Genomic DNA, 18,298 nt, shown 5'->3' on the forward strand with positions numbered 1-18,298 from the left:
GAAGTACCTTGTCCCACAAATACCCTACGCAACAGCAACCGGGGCAACTTGGCGTGTCGGGATATGTGGCATAACATACACTGCCCCCCGGAAGGTCACAGGGAGATTGGCCATACTCGTCGTATCCACTATCGTAGTCTTTACTGTATGCGTACACGTGGATGCGCGTGCCGACGCAGACAGTGATCTCCGCGTGGGACGAATCAGTCCAGTGAAGCGGGATTGCAGATGCCGATTCGATGTCAACTCCCTCGTCACCGAGGCTCGTGACGTCGCAGACTCCGAAGTTGACATTAATCGCAGGCGCCGCGCTCTGTGCTGGGCAGGGCCAATCGTAATCTGGATATTGCCCCTCCAGCATGCACCGCCACTGAAAGTGCTCTGGCTGCTCGCACTCGGTATACTCGGTCGCTGCAACTGGCTCCACGCCAATCACACAAAGTGCACCCACTGCGGCAATAACGCTCAGCAGACGCCGCGTGTGTCGAGTAATGCCGCCGCACGCCCAGCCATGACGCCATGTGTGACTTCGCACGTCTACCTCCATTGTGGAAAACATCGTGCACCCTCCAAGTCTCTACGATTAGTCCGGCAGCGCAACACACCTAATGGAGAAATGCCACTCAATTACGGTGACACGTCCGAACGCCCATAACAACGCCTACAGCAAGCAAGGTCGACTACGGGCCACGCTAGGTGTCAGCCTTCAGAATGTGACGACGCTATGCACTGGAAACCCGAAGATGTCCGGGCATGCAGCCGGTGCAAGAAGTAAAGGGAGCACCGAAAATGGACCCAGCCCACAGCACGTACGCAGCGAGTGCCGTGCGCGAACCAATGCTCGGACAACCAGAACACCAGCACCTGCAATCTATCTGACGTCGCTACCCTCTTGGGGCGCATGTAGTCTACACACAACGATGGTGCGAAGCAAGCCCCAATCGAAGAAAATATGAGACATTGAATCATACAATCCCGGTGCGTGTGAGACAGCATCGATTGCTGAGCGTCAGAATCACGCTCACCATAGTGAAGTTCGTGTAGCTCTACCAATACAACACAACGACAGTGCTGGTCAGCGCGCTCAAGAAATGCGCGAGTCCATGAGCATGTGCTCTATTGTCTGCCTGCTGCAATCGCTTGCATTGTTACAGTGTCGAAACGCTGGTTGTGCGGGAACGATGGGTACGCGGGCGCGCGAGTTGTACGGGGCTCGCACGCTGACTGTGACCGTAATGCCTTGGGGGCCGCGGCTTAGAGCGAGGTTGGCAGCGGCGGCGCGTGTTTTCGACAGGGCGGCTGCCTCAGGAAACAACAGTGCGGCTGGTGGCTCACATGCCATCTATCCGCTGCGAAGTCGGGGCATCATAGCGAAGCGAGTCCCCCTCGATCATTAGGGAAATCAGGTACGCGCGCCCCGGGCAGGCCTGCTCCATGGTTGCCAACGGCGTTGGTGCTGCGTCTGCATCGTGTCGCCACCAACTGCGCGCGAAAGCGACGATCCGCCCGGCAGCCCCCGATACCCCCGGTGCAGGGCGTCGTCCACGCGAGCCCATGTCTCGGTCGTCCCGGGGATCGGCCCCGACCGAGAGGTCGGCCAGGTGCGATGCTGCTTGAAGTACTGCTCAGCCCATCGCCGAATCTGCCCGACAGTCAAAGGCGGCAAGTTGCGCACGTTCCGGAAGTTGCGGTGCTTGGCCAGCAGATCAGCGAGCGTCATGCCGCCAGGCAACCCGCGCGCCCCGCGGATGAGCGAATTGTTCACCCCTCGCCACGTTTCACCATTCGTGTCGGCGATCCGTCCGGACAGCGCGGTCGGCCACCTGCCAATCCGCTTCCGGTATGCGTCAGCCCAATGCAGGACCTTCCGGACGTTCAGCCGCGGAAGGTGGCCACGGTTGCGAGCACCCCGGTGCCGCTCCAGCAGACGAGGCAGCGAGGAACCGCCCCGGAGCCCACGCCCGCCGTCGCGCAGCGCTGCCGAGACGTTCCACCATTTCTCGCCGGGGACGCCGGCGATCGCGCCGCTGTACTCATTGGGCCAACTACCGGTCCGGGCACAGTGCGCGTCCGCCCAGGCGAGGATCTGTCGCACCCTGAGGTTCGGGAGGTTGCCCGGATTGCGAACACCGCGATGCTTCGCCAGCAGGCGCGGCAACGACGATCCGCCATGCAAGCCGCGGAATCCGTCCTGTAGGGCTCGATCGACCTGTCGCCAAGTTGTCCAGTGGCATTCGGGAATCTCGCCCGAGTTCCGTGTCGGCCAGCGACCCGTGCGTTGCTGGTGGGCGTCGGCCCAAGCCAGGATCGCGGAGATTCGCAGCTGCGGGGCCCTCGGGCGCGCGGGCTTCCTCACCGGTGGTCGCGGCTTCGACCGCACGGGCTTCAGGCGGCGAGGTGTTCCAGCGCTGCGTCTCATGGACATGGAGGCATGATACCACGCTGATGCGAGTGAATTCCCCAATGAGTAACGCGGAGATGTGAACCGCGGGGTTGCGGCCGCCGAACTGACGACGGCTTGAACGGGTACCCCGCGTGGACGCCCGAAGCCCTGCGGGCCCAGATCCTGCGACGCCACAGAGCCGGTATGCCCATGGCCCACCCCACGCTGCATCCCGTATCGCTCGTCCGCGCGAGCCGGCGGTTTTTCGGCAGTTGGCGCGGGGCCATCGACGCGGCAAAAGGGCCTTAGCGAGGGCGCGATGGATACCGCTTCAACTTCGCGAGGCGTTCTGGCGGAAGTTCAGGCCGGCGGCGTGAGTCACGCCAAAAGCAGGGCCCCGCCGCAACTACGCAAAGCTGCAACCTGCGAGGCCGATGCCCGGAGGTCGTCTGCGGTAGCTCGCACTGCCCGACGGGCGTCAAGCCGCCGTTCCCAAGAGGCCGCCGGCGGCGCTCCGCTGCCAGACAAACTCGTAAACACGGGCGGCGGCAAGCTGCTTGTCGTCGTCGGAGAAGGGAGGCGTCGGCAGGAGGCGCCAAAGCTCGTCCAGAATATGCGTCTCGACGACAGCTCGCGTCTGCTCGTTCTGCGCCCATAGCTCCATCGGCTTCAACAACGCCTGCAAGGAACCCAGTAGGCCGCGACTCGCCTGTTTCAGCTTCTCCCTGTCCGACTTGCTGATGGCATCCCTGTTCAGAAGGTCAAACAAGGCGAGCTCGTCTTCCGAAAGCCCCTCCTCAACGGCGCGGCGCTGCTCAGCGTCCAGGCTGTCGGCGAGTTCGACAAGCCGAGCGAACGTCTCTTCTGCCGTGGCGCGGTCCTTTTCGCGGTTATAATCGGCGATGATCTCCTGATACCGTCTGTAGTAGTCCATCCGCTGGGGATTCTGCTGGAGCATCTGCTGGAGCTTCTGCTCCACAAGTTGGCGGATGTCTTGGAGTGCGGCCTGCTTCCGTTTCACCTTCTTGGCGAACTCGTCACGGAGCTTGCTGAAGTCGATCTTGCTGAGGTCAACGGTGATGCCTTCGGCGTGGTCGGCCCCGACCCCTTGAGCGCGGATGGCTTCGTTGACGATCTTGTGGAGTTCTTTGAGAAGATCGGTCACGTCCGAGGTGTCGCGGCGTTCCTCCAGCTTCTTGTAGATCGCCTCGATGTTGTCGTGCCGCTCGGCGAATGCGAAGGCCGCGGGCTCCATCAGCAAGGCTTTGAACCGTGCGAAGACTTGGCGGGCCATGATCTCGAATCGTCGCTTGGCTTCGTCGGACGCATAGACGGCGTTGACGGCATCCCGCAGGGCCTCGATACGGTCGAATCCCCTGGCACCGACGACGCGAGTCGGATCGAAGCCCAGCGAACCAAGATGATCCTCGGTGGCTTCGATTGCTTCGAGGAGGGCCGCAACCAGTTCTTCGATGGGCTTGACGACCTCGCCGTCGCCATCCCCGCCTTCCTCTTCCTCGCCCAGCGCGTACTGAGCCATCGCTTCGCGGAGGCTCTTGAGCATTCCGTTGTAGTCAACGATGACGCCGCAGTCCTTGCCGGGATAGACGCGGTTGGCCCGCGCGATGGCCTGCATGAGGGTGTGGGCCTTCATGGGCTTGTCGATGTAGAGGGTCGATAGGCACTCCACGTCGAAACCCGTCAGCCACATTGCGCACACGATCGCAACACGGAACGGGTGGTTCGGGTCCTTGAAAGCCAGATCGACAGCAATCTTCTTGCCGTCTGCCAACTCGAATCCGCGCTTCATCAAGTCGCGGTGCGGTCGGATATCGAAGCCCCACTTGGCGAAGTCCTTCACCTCGTTCTGGCCTTCGCTGACGATGATCTGGATGAGCGTGCTGGCCATCCAATCGGCTTGCCCCTGGAGCCTGGCCAGTTCCTTCGCGAGTGCCTCGCGGCGGTCGGGGTCCGCTTCGGCAACGAGTTCGCTCTGTCGTGCCGCGGCCGCCATACGGACAGCGTCGAGCTTGGCTTGCCAGAGGGGAATGACCCGCTGGTACATCCGGCCACAGGTCGCCTTGTCGATGCAAACGAGCATCGACTTGCCCGTTTCCCAACGAGTCGAGCAGTGCTCCACGAAGTCGGCCGCGATTTTGTCGAGGCGGTCGTCCGCCGTGATGACCTCGTAGTCCTTGCCGAGCAGCTTCTCCAAAAGTGCTGCCTGATCCGGGTCGAGGTCGGCTTCCTCCACCTTCTCGGCGATTCGGTCGTTGAGGTCTAGGCGGGTCAAGCCGAGCTTCTCGCCGCGGTTCTCGTAGACGAGCTTCACCGTTGCGCCGTCTTCTTCGGACCGCTTGAAGTCGTAGCGCGACACGTAGCTGCCGAAGATTCGGCGAGTGAGGTGGTCGTGCTTGAAGAGCGGCGTCCCAGTGAACCCGATGAAGGCGGCGTTGGGCAGGGCCAGACGCATGTTCCGCGCGAGCTTCCCGGCCTGCGTCCGATGCGCCTCGTCCGAAATCACGATGATGTCGTCCCGGCGGCTGTACGGGCTGTCGGGCGAGACATCCTGGTTGAACTTGTGGATCAGACTGAAGACGTAGCGGTGGTTCTCCTGCAACAGCCGCCGGAGTTCCACGCCGGTCCCAGCGCGAGGGGTCTTCTCATCCGCCACGCTGCACCCGACGAAGGTCTTGTATATCTGGTCGTCGAGGTCTTCTCGGTCGGTCATGATGACGAACGTGAAGTCGCCGGGCACACGGCGACGCACCTTCTCGGCGAAGAACGCCATCGAGTAAGACTTGCCGGCCCCTTGCGTATGCCAGAAGACGCCGAGTCGGCCAAGGTCCGGGTGCGCCCGCTCGACAAGCGGCAGCGCCGGCCCGTCGCGATCCGCCACGGCCGGCAAGCGATAGCGGAGCCGCTCGGCCGGCGGGAATTCGTGCTTCAGCCGCTCTTGGTGGGCGACGGACGCGACGGCGTTGTTCACCCCGAGCACCTGGTGGTTCCGGGCGACGATCTTGCGCGTGCCGCCGGCCTTACTGCTGTCGAAGAGGATGAAGTTCTCCACCAGATCGAGCAGCCGGTCCTTCGCCAGCATCCCGTCGAGTAGAACGCGGGCCTCAAGGTGCCCCTTGTCCTTCTCGTCCTGCCGCTTCCACTCGCTGAAATGGTCCCAGCCGGCCGTGATCGAGCCGTAGCGGGCGCGGTCGCCGTTGCTCACCACGAGAAAGGCGTTGTGGTAGAAGGCGTGCGGGATGGTGTCGCGGTAGTCGCTGAGGTTGCCGTCGTAGCCGGCCCGGATGTTCCGGTACACCGCCTTCAGTTCGATGAACACCAGCGGAAGGCCGTTGACGAAGCAGACAAGATCGGCACGGCGGTTGTAGTGCGGAACACACAGGCCCTGAATCTTCAACTCGCGGACCGCTAGGAATCGGTTGTTCGCCGGGTTGCGGAAGTCGATAACCTTGGCTCGTGCGTGTTGGACCTCGCCTCTCTCGTCTCGGAAGGCCACCGGCACGCCGTCACGGACGTACCCGTAAAACTCCCTGTTGTGCAAGAGCGCCGAGCGCGAGAAGTCGTACCGTGTCAGCGTCTCGACAGCTTCAGCGACGGCCGTTTCCCGCAGGGCCGGGTTCAATCGCGCGATTGCGTTGCGGAGGTCACGGACCAGGACGACTTCGCGCTCACTGGCCCGCCCCAGCGTCCCCTTCGGCCCGAAGGTCTCTTCGTTCCAGGCATAGACGCTCTCCCAGCCAAGCCTGTCGCGCAGGTAGTCCACGAAGGTTTTCTGCACGAGCCTGTCTTCACTGTTGATGTCGGTATGGGCCATGGTGTTTCACTCCGACACCTTCTCCAATACCTGCCGGACGAGGTGCATCAACCCCTCGTACACCCGGATGAATTGTCTGACTTGGGTCTTCATTGATTGAATCTCTGGCGACCAAAGGACTGCCCCACGCCTATGGGTTGCTAACATCATGGCTCACAGGACGCACCGGCTGTGACGCTGTGGTGTCGATGTGTTTCTGAATCCGATTCGCGATCAGGTTGCCAGCAACCCCAAAGAACAGGCCTAGCAAGACAAAGCCGAGCAGCCATGCTCGCAATCTCTTTGCTTTCCGAAACGGCCACAGATGGATCAAGTGCTGATTGCTGCCCGCAACCATCTCAATCAGCACGTGCCCCAACACAAAGACACATAGCCCCAATACCCCCCCCACTGTGGCAGCCCCGACGAGGTCGGACAGCTGCTCAGAAATGCCTACTCCAAACCATCCAGCACCCACAGAGAGTACAATTAGCAAAACAAGTACACTTAGGTACGACAGTATGGCCTTGCGCCGCTGCCCTTCCGTTCGCAACGCAGCAAACTGGGATTCCAAGTCCGACTGTTTGACGTTGAGGGACTCCATCGCCTTGTCCGCGACTTTCAACTTAGCCTCCTCCGCGGCAAGCCGCCTCTGGAGATCGGCGATTTCGGTATCCTTGGACTTTTGCTCTTCCGCCGATTCTGCAAGAGCCGCATTCTTGGCTGCCAGATCTGCCGTCAATTCCGAGATCTTTGCTTTTTCTTGCTCGGCCCGCAATCGCATCTGATCGACGAGTGCGTCGCGCACCAGTCGAATCTCCTCCTCCTCTGGCTGCCCGGCAGCGACTCGTGCTCTGAGTCCATCATTCAGAACCACTTGAACGAGGGTGTCTTCAGGTATGTCGCTGCTGCCTTCAAATCGCCCAAGCCTCCTGATGATTGCCAGACTCAGTCGCTCGGCATCTGCGTCGAACTCCCGAAAAAGGAATGGCAGCCTCAGCCCGCCGACCACGGCCTCCTCAAATTCTCTTGTCCGGGGCACCCAGAACTGGAGAAGCTGTATAAGTGCTGTTGGATGCAGGCAGAGGGGAACATGTGAGCCAGTCGCCTTCAGCTTGTGCCGATCAAAACCTATGAACCTGAAATCCACCGTGAGCACCCAGTCCTGGGCGTCGGCGGGGGACTCAACGTAAGCCGGACGCCTGTCTTTGACAAGGTGCCATAGAATGACATCGTGGGCTACTTTCTCATAGCTCTTGCGTCGCTCTTCCGGGAGGGCCTCTTCATACTTCATAATACTGTGGATGTCATCAATCACGTCTTGGCGAGTGGCGTAAGCGTCCAGGTTCTCATTGAACAACTCGACTCCAGCTTTTCGAGCAAGAGGCACAAAGTCTTCTAAGTATGGGTCAAACCAATCTTTTGGCGTCAGCCCTCCCGGGCGCTTTTGCCGCTCGGCAAAGAACCGTTCGCTCATGCCCGACATGCCGACACGAAGCGCAGTTCCTGTGAAGTTCGCGCTTCGCGGAATGCCAGACAACTGCAACTTCGCCGCTCCGATGGAACTCTTTGCTTCGGTGATAGTTCGTGGCGTTACGTAGAGCTGCACACGCGGATTATTCGTGAACGTTGCCAGCAGCCCTTTTAGTTCACGTGCGGCGGCGTTTGATGGGTTCTCGTGCAACCCAAGAAGTGAGAAGAGAAAGTTGGTATCTACGAAGAGGCGGAAGCGTAGGGGTTTGCCTGTGGCCGCTTTCAGCTTCTCAAGCACCTCCCCAGATACTCCGCTGGATTCCACGCAGAACTGGGCGTGCAGCAGGCGCGTAATAAAGCTCCGGACATCCGATTGCTGTGGGTCAAGGAAAGAGGTAGCCAGAGTCTTTAGGGCCGGTCGATGCTCCTCGCCGAAGCGTGCAATGAAGCTGTCAGCGTGGGACGCATCCGCGACAATTCTGTCCTCGGCGATGAGGAGACGACACGTATTAGCGCCAACGTCCCGAACCAGTGGAACCAACACGTGACGTTCAAATGCGTCCCAGACCGCGAGACCGTCCAGATCAGGACACACATTCTCGGCCAGGGAAAGGAAAAACTCGCGGGCCCTTTTCTCAACGTTCTCCGCTGCGGCAATATCTTGATCCAGAGCAGTTCTGGCCTTGTCGGGAACCCGATAGACGCCAGGTGAGATTTGAATCAGGCTGTTTTCCGCCTCCAGCGCAGAGAGTATGGACATCAACTTGTCGTGCCCAATAGACAGATGAAAGGTGGTCCGAAGTGTGTCGTCAATCGATACCACCTCAGAAGTACTCTTCGACAGCCATACGGCCGCAAGTACCAGTCTATTGAGCGTCTTGTCCCACCAGCCCGCTCGGTTGAGTTCAATGTGGTGGACAAGCGCGGACACCTCGCGGGGCAGCAATCCGGGTAATGTGCTCATAGCAGAACATCTCCATTCATCAGCCGCGGCAGCAGCAGGTCGCGGGCCTGTTGGAGCTTCTGAGTGGCCAGGAAGAGGACTCGTAGCTGTTCGTCAATTGGCCGAGAGAAGTCCTCGAACTCACGAATCAGGGAGTCGGGCGGCAAGGGCAGCTTCTGGTCCTCAAGCTCCTTCTTGGTCACCGATGCGAAGATGGCGCCTGCGCCGATCAAGTCTTCTTTGAAGAAGTGCGTCTTGAGCGCGTAGTAGAGAAACTCCTGATTGCCGGCGCGGCTGCGGAGAGCGGCAAGGCCGCGCCCGACGACGATCTTGTCCAAGCTCACGTTGAGCCGACCGACAGGGGCGCGCACACTGCAAAGGATGTCACCGGCTTCGGCGACTCGGTTCAGTGCCGTGGTGTAAATGCGGTGGCTGACGAATCTCTCGCCAAAATCCGCAACGCCCTGATGGAAGGGAAGGCCGTCGCCGTTGTCGTTGTAGAACTCCGACGATGGGCTCTGTCCCATCACAATCTCGGCAAGCTCAACCAGCCGCCGCTTCTCCCAGCCGACGGGCACGCCGGCGGTGACGCGGGTGTGTTCGTGGCCGGGGAAGCGGAGGCGGACGAACCATTCCTCGTAGAGCATCCGCGCCGCCTGCTCCAGCAGCGCCATCCGCCGCGCGTTCTGTGCGATCAGAGTGTCGTAGGCGGAAAGGACGTGGGCGATCTGCTCCTGCACTGGCGCACCGGGATACTGAACCGGAAGCTCATGCAGTACATTCCGGTTGACTCCTGGTACAGCAGCTTTGTCGCTCTGGTAGCTCCGAAGGACGTTTTCAAGAAAGTAGGCGACGAAGCGCGGGTGGTTGCCCTTGAAGTCAATGACGTACAGTGCGGTGTTCAGCGGCCAGTAGTCCTCTTCAATGTAGTAGACGGCGCCGAGCGTGCCGTATCGCCCTGTTACTACCCCTGGCGCTCTTGCTTTGGGCTCGCTGTGGTACCCGGTAATTCCGGACGAGGAGACGACAGGTACGTTGCCATGCTGCCGGCGTGAATCGGGCAAATCATGACCACGCTGCAAGGTTAGAACGTCGCCAAGGCGGCCCGAACACCACTTCATAGGCCAAGCTCCTCGAAGTTGGCGCTGATCCGCTTGGCCAGTTCCGCGGCCTCCTCGTTTAGGTCCGCCAGTTCCACGTGAATTTCGCGCAGGACATCCTCGAAGTCGAAGTCCTCGTCCTGCTCCGGCGGCGCGACGCCAACATAGCGACCGGGGGTCAGCGACCATTCGGCGGCTTCGATCTCGGTAAGCGTCACCAGCTTGCACAAGCCCGGCACGGCTTGGAATTCGGCCTTCGGGAAGCGCTCGTGGAGCCAGGCGATCTGCCGGTGAAAGTAAACCGCCAGCCGCAACTGCTCGACCGCGCCCTTGCGCCCGGCATCGAGGGCCTTGAGCAGCCGGGCGACGGCCCGGCGGTCATGGTGCTCGGCGAACCGCTCATCGCCGGCCACAGCCGCGGCAGCGTCGGCGGCCCGGACGGCCAGCTTGTGGAGAAGCTCGACTTGCTTGGACAGGCCGCGGGCACGCTCGGCGATGGGGTCGAGGGCTTTACGGGCGTCGTGCTGCTTGTCGTTCGTGGCGGGAAGGGTCCGGCAGTACGCCTTGCGGTACGCGGTGACTTCGCCGGCCAGCGTGGCGCGATCCTTGGCGTAAGCGTCGGCTGCGGCTGCCAGTTCGCCCATGGCGGCGGCGAAAGCGTCGGCCGCGGCCTGGTCGAGCTTCTTGGTCGCACCGACCACCTTGGCGAAGGCCGCGAGCGGCTCGTGAGACGCGGCGAGGGCCGACTCGAAGGCGTCCACGCCCGGCGGGATGGCGTCACACTCGCGGCAGACGGCGGCGAAGTAGTCCTTGACCAGGGCAAGGAAGCGTTCCTTCTGGCCGCGGTAGAGCCAGACGATGGCGCTCAGGTTGGCCATCTGCTCCGGGGAGAAGTCGTAGATCGTGCGCGTGACCTTGCGGTGGACGTTGCGGGCGTCCAGCATCAGTACCTTGTCGCGCCGCTCCGTCGGCTTGCCGGTGTCGAAGAACCACAGTTCACAGGGGACCGTGCGGGTGTAGAAGAAGCCGGAGCGGATCGCGACCATCACGTCCACGTGGCCGGTCTGGACGATCTTCCGGCGGACTTCCTTCTCCCCGTGGCCAGCGCTGGACGCCTGAGAGGACATGACGAAGCCGGCCCGTCCGCTGTCGCCGAGGTAAGAGTTGAAATAGGAAATCCAGAGGTAGTTGCCGTTGGAGACCTTCTTGGCCTTATTCACGCCCGGCAGGCCGAACGGCAGGCGCTTGTCGCCTTCGATCTTCTCGGCGTCCACCATGTCCACGTTGAACGGCGGATTGGCCATCACGAAGTTGCACTTGCCGACCAACGTGTGGGCGTCTTCGTAGTAAGTGTTGGCTTCGGCGATGTGGCCTTCGAGGCCGTGGACGGCCAGGTTCATCTTCGCCAGCTTGATGGTCGTTGCGGTCTTCTCCTGCCCGTAGAAGACCACACGCTGCGAGGTGTCCTGTCCTAGCCGCTCGATGAAGTGGCTGGACTGGACGAACATGCCGCCCGAGCCGCAGGCCGGGTCGAAGACGATGCCGTGCTCCGGCTCGATGACGTTCACGATGGTCTGAACGATGGACGGCGGCGTGAAGAACTCGCCGTTGTCCATGGCCTTCTGCATGGCGAACTTCATCAGGAAGTACTCGTAGATGCGGCCGAACACGTCGCCGCCGGCGGCACGGAGCGCTTCGCGGTTGAAGATGCGCACCAGATCTTCGAGGACGGACCGCTCGAAGATCGAGTATTCCTTCGGCAACACGCCTTTGAGCGGCTCGAAGTCGTCCTCGATGGCCTTCATGGCGTCGTTGAGCGCCTGGCCGAGGTCGCGGTCGGTGGGTAGCCCGGCGATGTAGTCGTAGCGGGAGACCTCCGGCAACCACAGCGCCCTCCGGCGGATGTAGTCCGCCTTGACGACCTTCCGCCTGGGCATTCGGCCGGCGGCCTGGTCGTCTTCGATCTGCGTCGCGGCCATGGCGAAGCGGTTGGCCGCGTGCCGCAGGAAGATCACACCCAGGACAGGCATACAGTATTCGGTCGAGGTGAGCTTCGAGTTGGCGCGAAGCTGGTCGGCGGCCTCCCAGAGGTCCGCTTCCAGGCTCTTCAAAGACGCAAGCGGTTCGTAACTCATGGTGCTCCCGAACGCGAAAGGACCATCAACTAATCGCCTTGGGTCGGTCTTTCAGCCACTCATCCACGGCGTCGCGGTGGAACCGCCAGTGCCGACCGACCTTCTGGCCGGGTACCTTACCATCCTGGGCCAGCTCGTAGAGCGTGGACCGCGAGATCTTCAGGCACTTCGACAGCTCCACGATGGTCAACACGGTGTCTGGCGGCGACTTGGCCATGGGCCGGGTCCTTGTGCGAGTGCATCCGCCCCGCAGGCGTCTCCTTGATTTCACAGTTGTTAACAGCCGGTGTCAATCGTTCATGGGCGGCAGGCGCGGACCGGCTGCGCGCAGCCCCCTCCTTGATCATGGATGAGGGGGCCGACAGATCAGGTCGGACCCGGTGGGGATTCGGCGGAGTGCGGAAACAAGGAAGGCATCGCCGTCGGCGCGCGACCGGCGAGCAGGTGGGAGCCAAGCTGCTGTTTCCAGGCTACTTACCACAGCCCTTGCAGCCACCTCGAGCCGGTGCCGCCTCCGGACGCGGAGATGGGGCCAAGCCGTGCAACGTCGAAAGCAGCACCGCCGCGCCGGAGTACGCGGCGGCGGAGAAGAACCACGCGGCCGGGGCAGTGACGCCGACGGTGACGGCGTAGATCAGAACGGCCGTCCAGAAGGTCTGGCAGGCCCAGCAGCCGAGGAGGTACTGCAGTGCGCGCCACGGCAGCGACGTCCGTGACAGGCGCTGAAGCTCGGCGCGGCGGGCGTCGAGCTCGGGTTCGGTGAGCGGCACGGCGGCGGCGTGCTGAGAGCCACGGGCGACATCCTCGTCCCACTTTGTGCGGTTGGCGAGCTCCCAGTTGAGCCGATTGAGACGCTGGCGGCGCGGATTGTCGCGCAGCGCGATGCGGTATTGCAGTTCCGCCGCCGGGAACGAGCCGAAGACCGCCTTGGCGACAGCGCACACGGCCAGGGTCCAGATGAAGAACGATGCTACGTCCGCCAAGCCGGCGATGTCGAAGATACTCGTCATACTCAGGCCTCCTTGCCTCCGGTGTTCAGATGAGCAGCGGGCATCGTGCCCGCGCCATGTTTTCTGCCTGTGCCGCGTCAGCCCTTGCGGGTTGCGCGCTGCTCCAGCTGCTCGCGCAGCAGGTGTCGGACGATCCGCAGCTCGGCACGGGCATTGCGCGGATCGACCGCGTGGGGGTCGCCCTTGGGCAGCCGCCAGCCGGCGTCGAGTAGCTCGAACAGCTCGGCGACCTCCGGGTCATGGGCTATCAGCCACGCCCGCAGATCGGACTCGCGCGTGCCGTCCAGCAGTTCCGCGGCGCGGCCCAGCACGTAGTCGCACGCCAGCAGCCCCAGCTCGTCATCGGGGCAGAACGCCGTGAGATGAACCCGCTTCGGTCCGACCGCGATGGAGATGACTGGCACTGGCGGCTCCTTGGTGTGACGCCCGGGTGGGTCACAGTACGCACTCGTTCTCGTTCGTCTTCGTTTCGCACGGGCACGCGTGCATCCACGTATCCGGGTCTTTGGTCAGGTCGTAGTTCCGCAGGCGCGGCACGCCGCGGCCGGTGTACGCCTCCAGGCCGCCGTTGCGGCCGGGGAACCGGCGATATGGCCGCCCGGTGCCGTCCAGGTTCAGATCGACCGCCACCCAAATCGACGTGCCGCGGCAGATCGGGAAATCCCCCAGGCTGCATGCGCAATGGTGCCCGGTGGAATACGGATAGCCCGGACTGCTCATCCAGCAGGCCGTGCCCCCGCCCGAGCTGGCCCGTTCGTATTGGCTGCAAAGCGGGTCGCCGTCTTCGGCGTACAACCCGTAGCCTGGGATCGGGGGCGGCAACGCCAGTGCCGCGGCTTCGTCCGCGCACTCCGTGCTGCCGTCGCAGCTCGGCGCCCCGGAGCAACCTGCCCACCAGATGTCCGCCACCATCCCGCGCCAGTAGATGCCGGCCACCTCGGCGAACCACGCCCCGCTGTCCTCCGCCAGCGGATACACCGTCCCGCAGGCGAACATATCGCCGAAGCAGTTGCCGGACGCGGACCCGCCGGCCGGCCCGGTGGCCTTCAGATTCGCCGGCCACGAGTGGTCCACGCGCCACTTCAGGTGCGCGCCGCCGTGGTGCTCGTCCCAACCGCCGGAACAGGCCGGCGGCGTGCAGACGAAGTAGCTCATGCCCTCGACCTGGCGGACGCATTTGCGGCGTCCCGCGTACCAATCCCAGCCGCCGGTGCCATCGGGCCGATAGCAGCCGACGCACGTTCCGTGGATGCCGCAGCCGACCTGGCCGTTATCGCACGACACGTCGAGACCATAGCTCGCGCCGGTGCGGTCCTCGTCCAGGTACCAGCACTGGCCCGTTTTCGTCGCGACCAGGCCGCATTTGTCGCTCCGGCAGTCGCTCCAGCATTCCGCCCAGGTCGGCGTGGGCCAGGACTCGCAGGTCCCGAGCGCGAAATCGTCCCAGTCCTCGTAGTACTCGGGGTCATCGCCCCAGTAGTGATACCAGCCGTTGAGCTGCTGCTGCGGCCACCAGCCGGTGCAGAGGTCCGCGTTAGCGCAGCACTTCTCGCAGTTCACCATCCATTCTTCGTGCGCGTTGTCCTGTACGATTACGCTGAGGTGGTAGCCGCACTCCGTGTCCATGTATGAGCCCGGTGTCCGCTTCCGCGTGCAGATCGGCGTGCTGGTCCACACGCCGTCGTCGATCAGGTAATCCACCGCATCGATGAGCTCCTGGATGTGGACCGCCTCGATGACGTCGCCGACCCGCAGTCCCCAGTGCGGGTACGTGGACCACACACGCGCCTCGTCGCCAAACTCGCTCGCGTAGTCCGGCTCGTACAGCAGCACGAACGTGCCCGGCGCGGTGCCCCAGGAGTACCCGCCGCCGTAGAACGGGTTATCGAAGGTCGTGCCCTCGCCGGCGTAGAGCATGTTGATTCCGCGCCACGTCTTGCGGGCCGCTTCGAGGCCCCACGTTTCACCGGTCCCCGGGACGTGGGTCGGGTGGTTGTGCAGCGGGCGCGGGTCCGGCGTGCTGCCGCCGACGAGGCCCTTGCCGCCGGTGCGGTAGTGCGGGTGGACGTTGCTGCCGGACCACCGGAAGTGGATCGGCATCGGCACGCAGCACACGCCGTCGTCCCCCCCGCGGAAACGCGGATTGTGGTGGAACGCGTCGGAGCGATAGTCCGTCTCGGCGCAGGTCTCGTACTCGCCGGTGCAGCAATCCCCGCCGAGCCAGGACAGTACCCAGCGGACCATGTTCAGCAACTCAGGCTGGACCGTTTCGCGGCCGTCAAACTCGTAATGGTCCGTTCCGTGCCGGATATCGACGCCGCCGTAGTCCGCGAGCATCTCCGGCAGGCCATGCTCGTAGGGCTCGTTGTAGTGGGTGAACCACTGGAGGGTGTACGCCTCGTCGTCATCCGGCGCGGTGTCGCCGCCCGGATCGTACTTGGTCACGTCCGGGTTCTCCGGCTCCGGGTCGTCGTAGGAGTACTTCACGTACCAGCGGCACTCGGTCCCATGCTGCCGCGCCGCGAGTGTCGCCGAGTACGTGCCGCTCGATTCGGACATCGAGACCTGATGCCATGTGCCCCACGATCCGCCCGGCGCCTTGAGCTGGTAGAACAGCGTCACGGCCGCTGGTTCTGGCACGCTCTCCGGCTTCGTCCATGAGAACGTGACCGCCGCGCCGTCCTTCCAGGTATAGCCGTTCGCGGTTGCCAGCCAGGGATGCGCGGCGGCATCGTCGCGTCCGGGCTGCGTGGCGCCGAACCAGCCGTAACCCTCGGGGTCGAAATTCCCCGTCGAGAAGTCCCGCGCCACGCTACCGAGCGGGAAGTAGGTGCGGTCGTGCGGGCCGAGCTCGTACTGCGCGGCCGGGTCGCCACTACGCGACCGGATCGGCACGCTCGGCGCGGGCATCGGGCAACACGGCGGGTGCTCGCCGAGCGCCGCGTATTCCTTCCCGCCGGACGCGTAGTCGTGGCAATTGCCCGACGCGTTGCAGCCGGTCTGGCCGGTGATGATCCGCCGCTCCCACATCTCCGGCCCCCAGAGGCAGCGGGGATGCACGCGGTCGTACCACTGGCACTTGCGCCAGGTGCCGGCGATGTTGTACGCCGCTGGCCGCGAGCCCCAGACCGCGTACAGCAGCCCCTCGAGCTTCTCGAGCGCGAGCGCGAACTTGCCGCCGAGCGTGTCTTCCCAGTTGATCTCACCGGCGCCAGCCGGCGCAGAGCCCTTGGGCAGCACCTTCACACCGGGCGGGTGCAGGTCGGACCAGCAGAGCTGCGCCGGCACTTTGCCGCCGCGCGTCGCGAGCGTTTCCTCGCCGTGGGAGTGCGTCCCGAACGTGGCGGCTTTCTCGCTGGTCACATCCACGTAGGCCACGTTACACACCCTCCAGCCGGAAGCGGATTTTGTTGGGCACGCGCAGCGTATCGCCCACGGGCACCGTCGCCGGCGTCTCGATCGTCGTCACCCACATCAGCTCGGGCGTGCCGCCAACCATGCCGTAGACCGCGAGGCTGCCGATCGGCCCGACCGGCGCCCCGCTGTCATTGAGCCATTCCGGCACGGTCGTCGATTCCATGCGCGGCAGTACCTCCGGTGGCCCGACCGAATAGGGCACGTAGGTCCAGGCCGGCAACTCGAGCGCCGGCAAAGCCGTGTGAAAGTGCGGCTCCAGTTCAGCGTAGGTCTGACGGCGGGTGAACGCCGGCGCTGTCGCCAGCAGCGGCCGGGCGTGGATCGAATCGTACCGTGCCCCGGTCTGCTGGAACGCAACCTTCGCGAAGCGCAGCGCGAAATCCCGGGTGATCCGGCCGAAAATGCGGGCCTGGTAGGCGACGTGCAGCGCCAGCCCCGGGCGCAGCAGCACGGGTCCGCGGAACAAGGCCGCCGCCACGAGCTTGCTCCGCGCGCTGTCCGCAAGGAACGCCATCGTGATCGGGAACCCGCCCATCTTCCGCAGGTCGTGGAGCCAATCGAGGTCGCCGCTCGTGTCCCATTCGTACATGTACGAGCCGACCACTTCGTTCGGGTCGCTCGGGTTAACATCTGTTGCGCTGCGCTTGCGCGGCCGTTGCCACGGGAAGCCGACCACCGGCTCCCACGACCGGCGGCCGATCCATTCCGGGGGTGGCTGGTCCTTCTCATCCGTCCACGGCAAGTCCCAGTCATCGCCGTCCTGCGGCACCCACTCGTGCTCGTTCGGGAACTCGACGACCGGGGTCGCGAGCGCCCCGCCGTCCGCCTCCAGCGCGGCGGTGAAGGCCACGGTCTTGCGCTCATACCCGAACGACGCGCGCATGGCGGCCGTGTAGCCGCCACCCTCGTTCGCGCCCGGGCCGGTGCAGGCGGCGAAGGTCATCTCGGGCCCGAACCCCACGCCGCCGCTGTCGGGATTCGGACGCTGACCGCGCGCGTGCGCGAGCGGATCGGAAACGCCGATCTGGAAGGTCAGCGCGGCTTCGTAGGCCGGGAACATCTGGCGGTACACGTACCGCATCCCCTCGTAGGCCAGCACGTTCGGCACGACGAACTCGGCCAGCCTCCGCCGGCGCGCGCGCTCGACGACCTGCACGCGGAACACGCCCATCAGTAGGTCCCTCGGTAGTGTGACCGCGTGCAGATGAAGGCGTCCACGCCCGGGTCGGGTGCCGCGAAGATCAGGACCACATCGCCGACCACCAGCGGATTGACCCACTGCCCGCCGGCGCCTTGTTCCTCCAGGTTGAAGACGTTGTTGTACGCCGCACCGCCGCCAACCTGCGTCCAGTCCCCATCTTCGTCCATCGTGGCCTGTGTGGCGGCGTAGCGATACGGCGGCGCGCTGCCCGACTTGGACGTGATCAGCGCAAACGATGCTGCCATCGACGCCGCGCTGGTGGGCAGGCCGATCTTCACCACGGCCCAGGCGACCGTGGGGTCTGGGTCACGATCGCTGGGCGGTTGGACCCACAGCAGACACGCCGAGCCGGCCGCGCCGCTCTCCAGTTTGTCGGCCTGGCCGTCCTTCGCTTCGGCGAAGACATGGCCCTCGTCGTTCATCTTCACGCGGGCCACGCAGGCGCCATCCACGCAGCCACGGCCGAACGTGCCCGCTTTCACGGGTTCGAGCAGTACAACGAAATGCCCGGCGTGCGCCGCCGTCGGCGTCACACCTTTCAACGCGACCCGCTCCTTGAACGCATCGGCGTTGTCGGTCGGCGTGAGCACCGGCCCCGACACACCGAGCACGTCAAAACGCTCGCGGTCGGCGCCGCTGTCGTTGCGAACCAGCACGATGCCGGTCTGCCGCCAGTCGGGCAGACCGTCCTTCGTCGCGCTGCGCTGGCGCTCGTTGAAGTCGCGGGCGGCGTCGACGAAGGCGTTGAACGTCGCCGCCGGGATGACCAGCGGATCGCCTGACCGCACCTTGCTTAACATGCCGACGCCCTCCCCGTACGATGCT

General features: G+C 63.9%; 11 protein-coding genes. All 11 read right to left on the reverse strand.

Annotated elements, in window-relative coordinates:
* Window positions 1–1,402 precede the first annotated feature (1,402 nt).
* The 11 genes from KA383_12965 to KA383_13015 all read right to left on the reverse strand — a co-directional run bounded on the left by KA383_12965 (window position 1,403) and on the right by KA383_13015 (window position 18,273).
* Window positions 1,403–2,176: a hypothetical protein gene (locus tag KA383_12965; GenBank protein ID MBP7747031.1), complete on the reverse strand. Its 774-nt coding sequence runs from the start codon at window positions 2,174–2,176 to the stop codon at window positions 1,403–1,405.
* 685 nt (window positions 2,177–2,861) lie between these two features.
* Window positions 2,862–6,215, reverse strand: a complete 3,354-nt coding sequence (locus KA383_12970; GenBank protein MBP7747032.1) for a type I restriction endonuclease subunit R — start codon at window positions 6,213–6,215, stop codon at window positions 2,862–2,864.
* Between the two features lie 130 nt (window positions 6,216–6,345).
* Window positions 6,346–8,631 carry a hypothetical protein gene (locus tag KA383_12975; GenBank protein ID MBP7747033.1) on the reverse strand — a complete coding sequence of 762 codons (2,286 nt, stop codon included), beginning with the start codon at window positions 8,629–8,631 and terminating at the stop codon, window positions 6,346–6,348.
* The gene (locus KA383_12980) at window positions 8,628–9,731 is read right to left on the reverse strand and encodes a restriction endonuclease subunit S (protein MBP7747034.1); all 1,104 of its coding nucleotides are present in this window, start codon (window positions 9,729–9,731) and stop codon (window positions 8,628–8,630) included. The genes KA383_12975 and KA383_12980 overlap by 4 nt, the downstream gene beginning before the upstream one ends.
* Window positions 9,728–11,845 (reverse strand): N-6 DNA methylase, encoded by a 2,118-nt coding sequence (locus KA383_12985; GenBank protein MBP7747035.1) that lies wholly within the window; start codon window positions 11,843–11,845, stop codon window positions 9,728–9,730. Before KA383_12985 ends, KA383_12980 begins: the two co-directional genes overlap by 4 nt.
* A gap of 25 nt (window positions 11,846–11,870) precedes the next feature.
* Window positions 11,871–12,062 carry a helix-turn-helix domain-containing protein gene (locus tag KA383_12990; protein MBP7747036.1) on the reverse strand — a complete coding sequence of 64 codons (192 nt, stop codon included), beginning with the start codon at window positions 12,060–12,062 and terminating at the stop codon, window positions 11,871–11,873.
* Window positions 12,063–12,315: 253 nt separating this feature from the next.
* A complete protein-coding gene (locus KA383_12995; protein ID MBP7747037.1) occupies window positions 12,316–12,855 on the reverse strand; it encodes a hypothetical protein in 540 nt (179 codons plus the stop codon).
* A 77-nt stretch (window positions 12,856–12,932) separates the two neighbouring features.
* Window positions 12,933–13,259 carry a hypothetical protein gene (locus KA383_13000; protein ID MBP7747038.1) on the reverse strand — a complete coding sequence of 109 codons (327 nt, stop codon included), beginning with the start codon at window positions 13,257–13,259 and terminating at the stop codon, window positions 12,933–12,935.
* Between the two features lie 31 nt (window positions 13,260–13,290).
* Window positions 13,291–16,233, reverse strand: a complete 2,943-nt coding sequence (locus KA383_13005; protein ID MBP7747039.1) for a hypothetical protein — start codon at window positions 16,231–16,233, stop codon at window positions 13,291–13,293.
* Window position 16,234: 1 nt separating this feature from the next.
* Window positions 16,235–17,443, reverse strand: coding sequence for a hypothetical protein (locus KA383_13010; protein MBP7747040.1), 1,209 nt, complete (start codon window positions 17,441–17,443; stop codon window positions 16,235–16,237).
* Complete coding sequence (locus KA383_13015; protein MBP7747041.1) at window positions 17,443–18,273, reverse strand: hypothetical protein; 831 nt, start codon at window positions 18,271–18,273, stop codon at window positions 17,443–17,445. The genes KA383_13010 and KA383_13015 overlap by 1 nt, the downstream gene beginning before the upstream one ends.
* Window positions 18,274–18,298: the final 25 nt, after the last annotated feature.

Source organism: Phycisphaerae bacterium (genome assembly GCA_017999985.1).
GTDB lineage: Bacteria > Planctomycetota > Phycisphaerae > UBA1845 > Fen-1342 > JAGNKU01.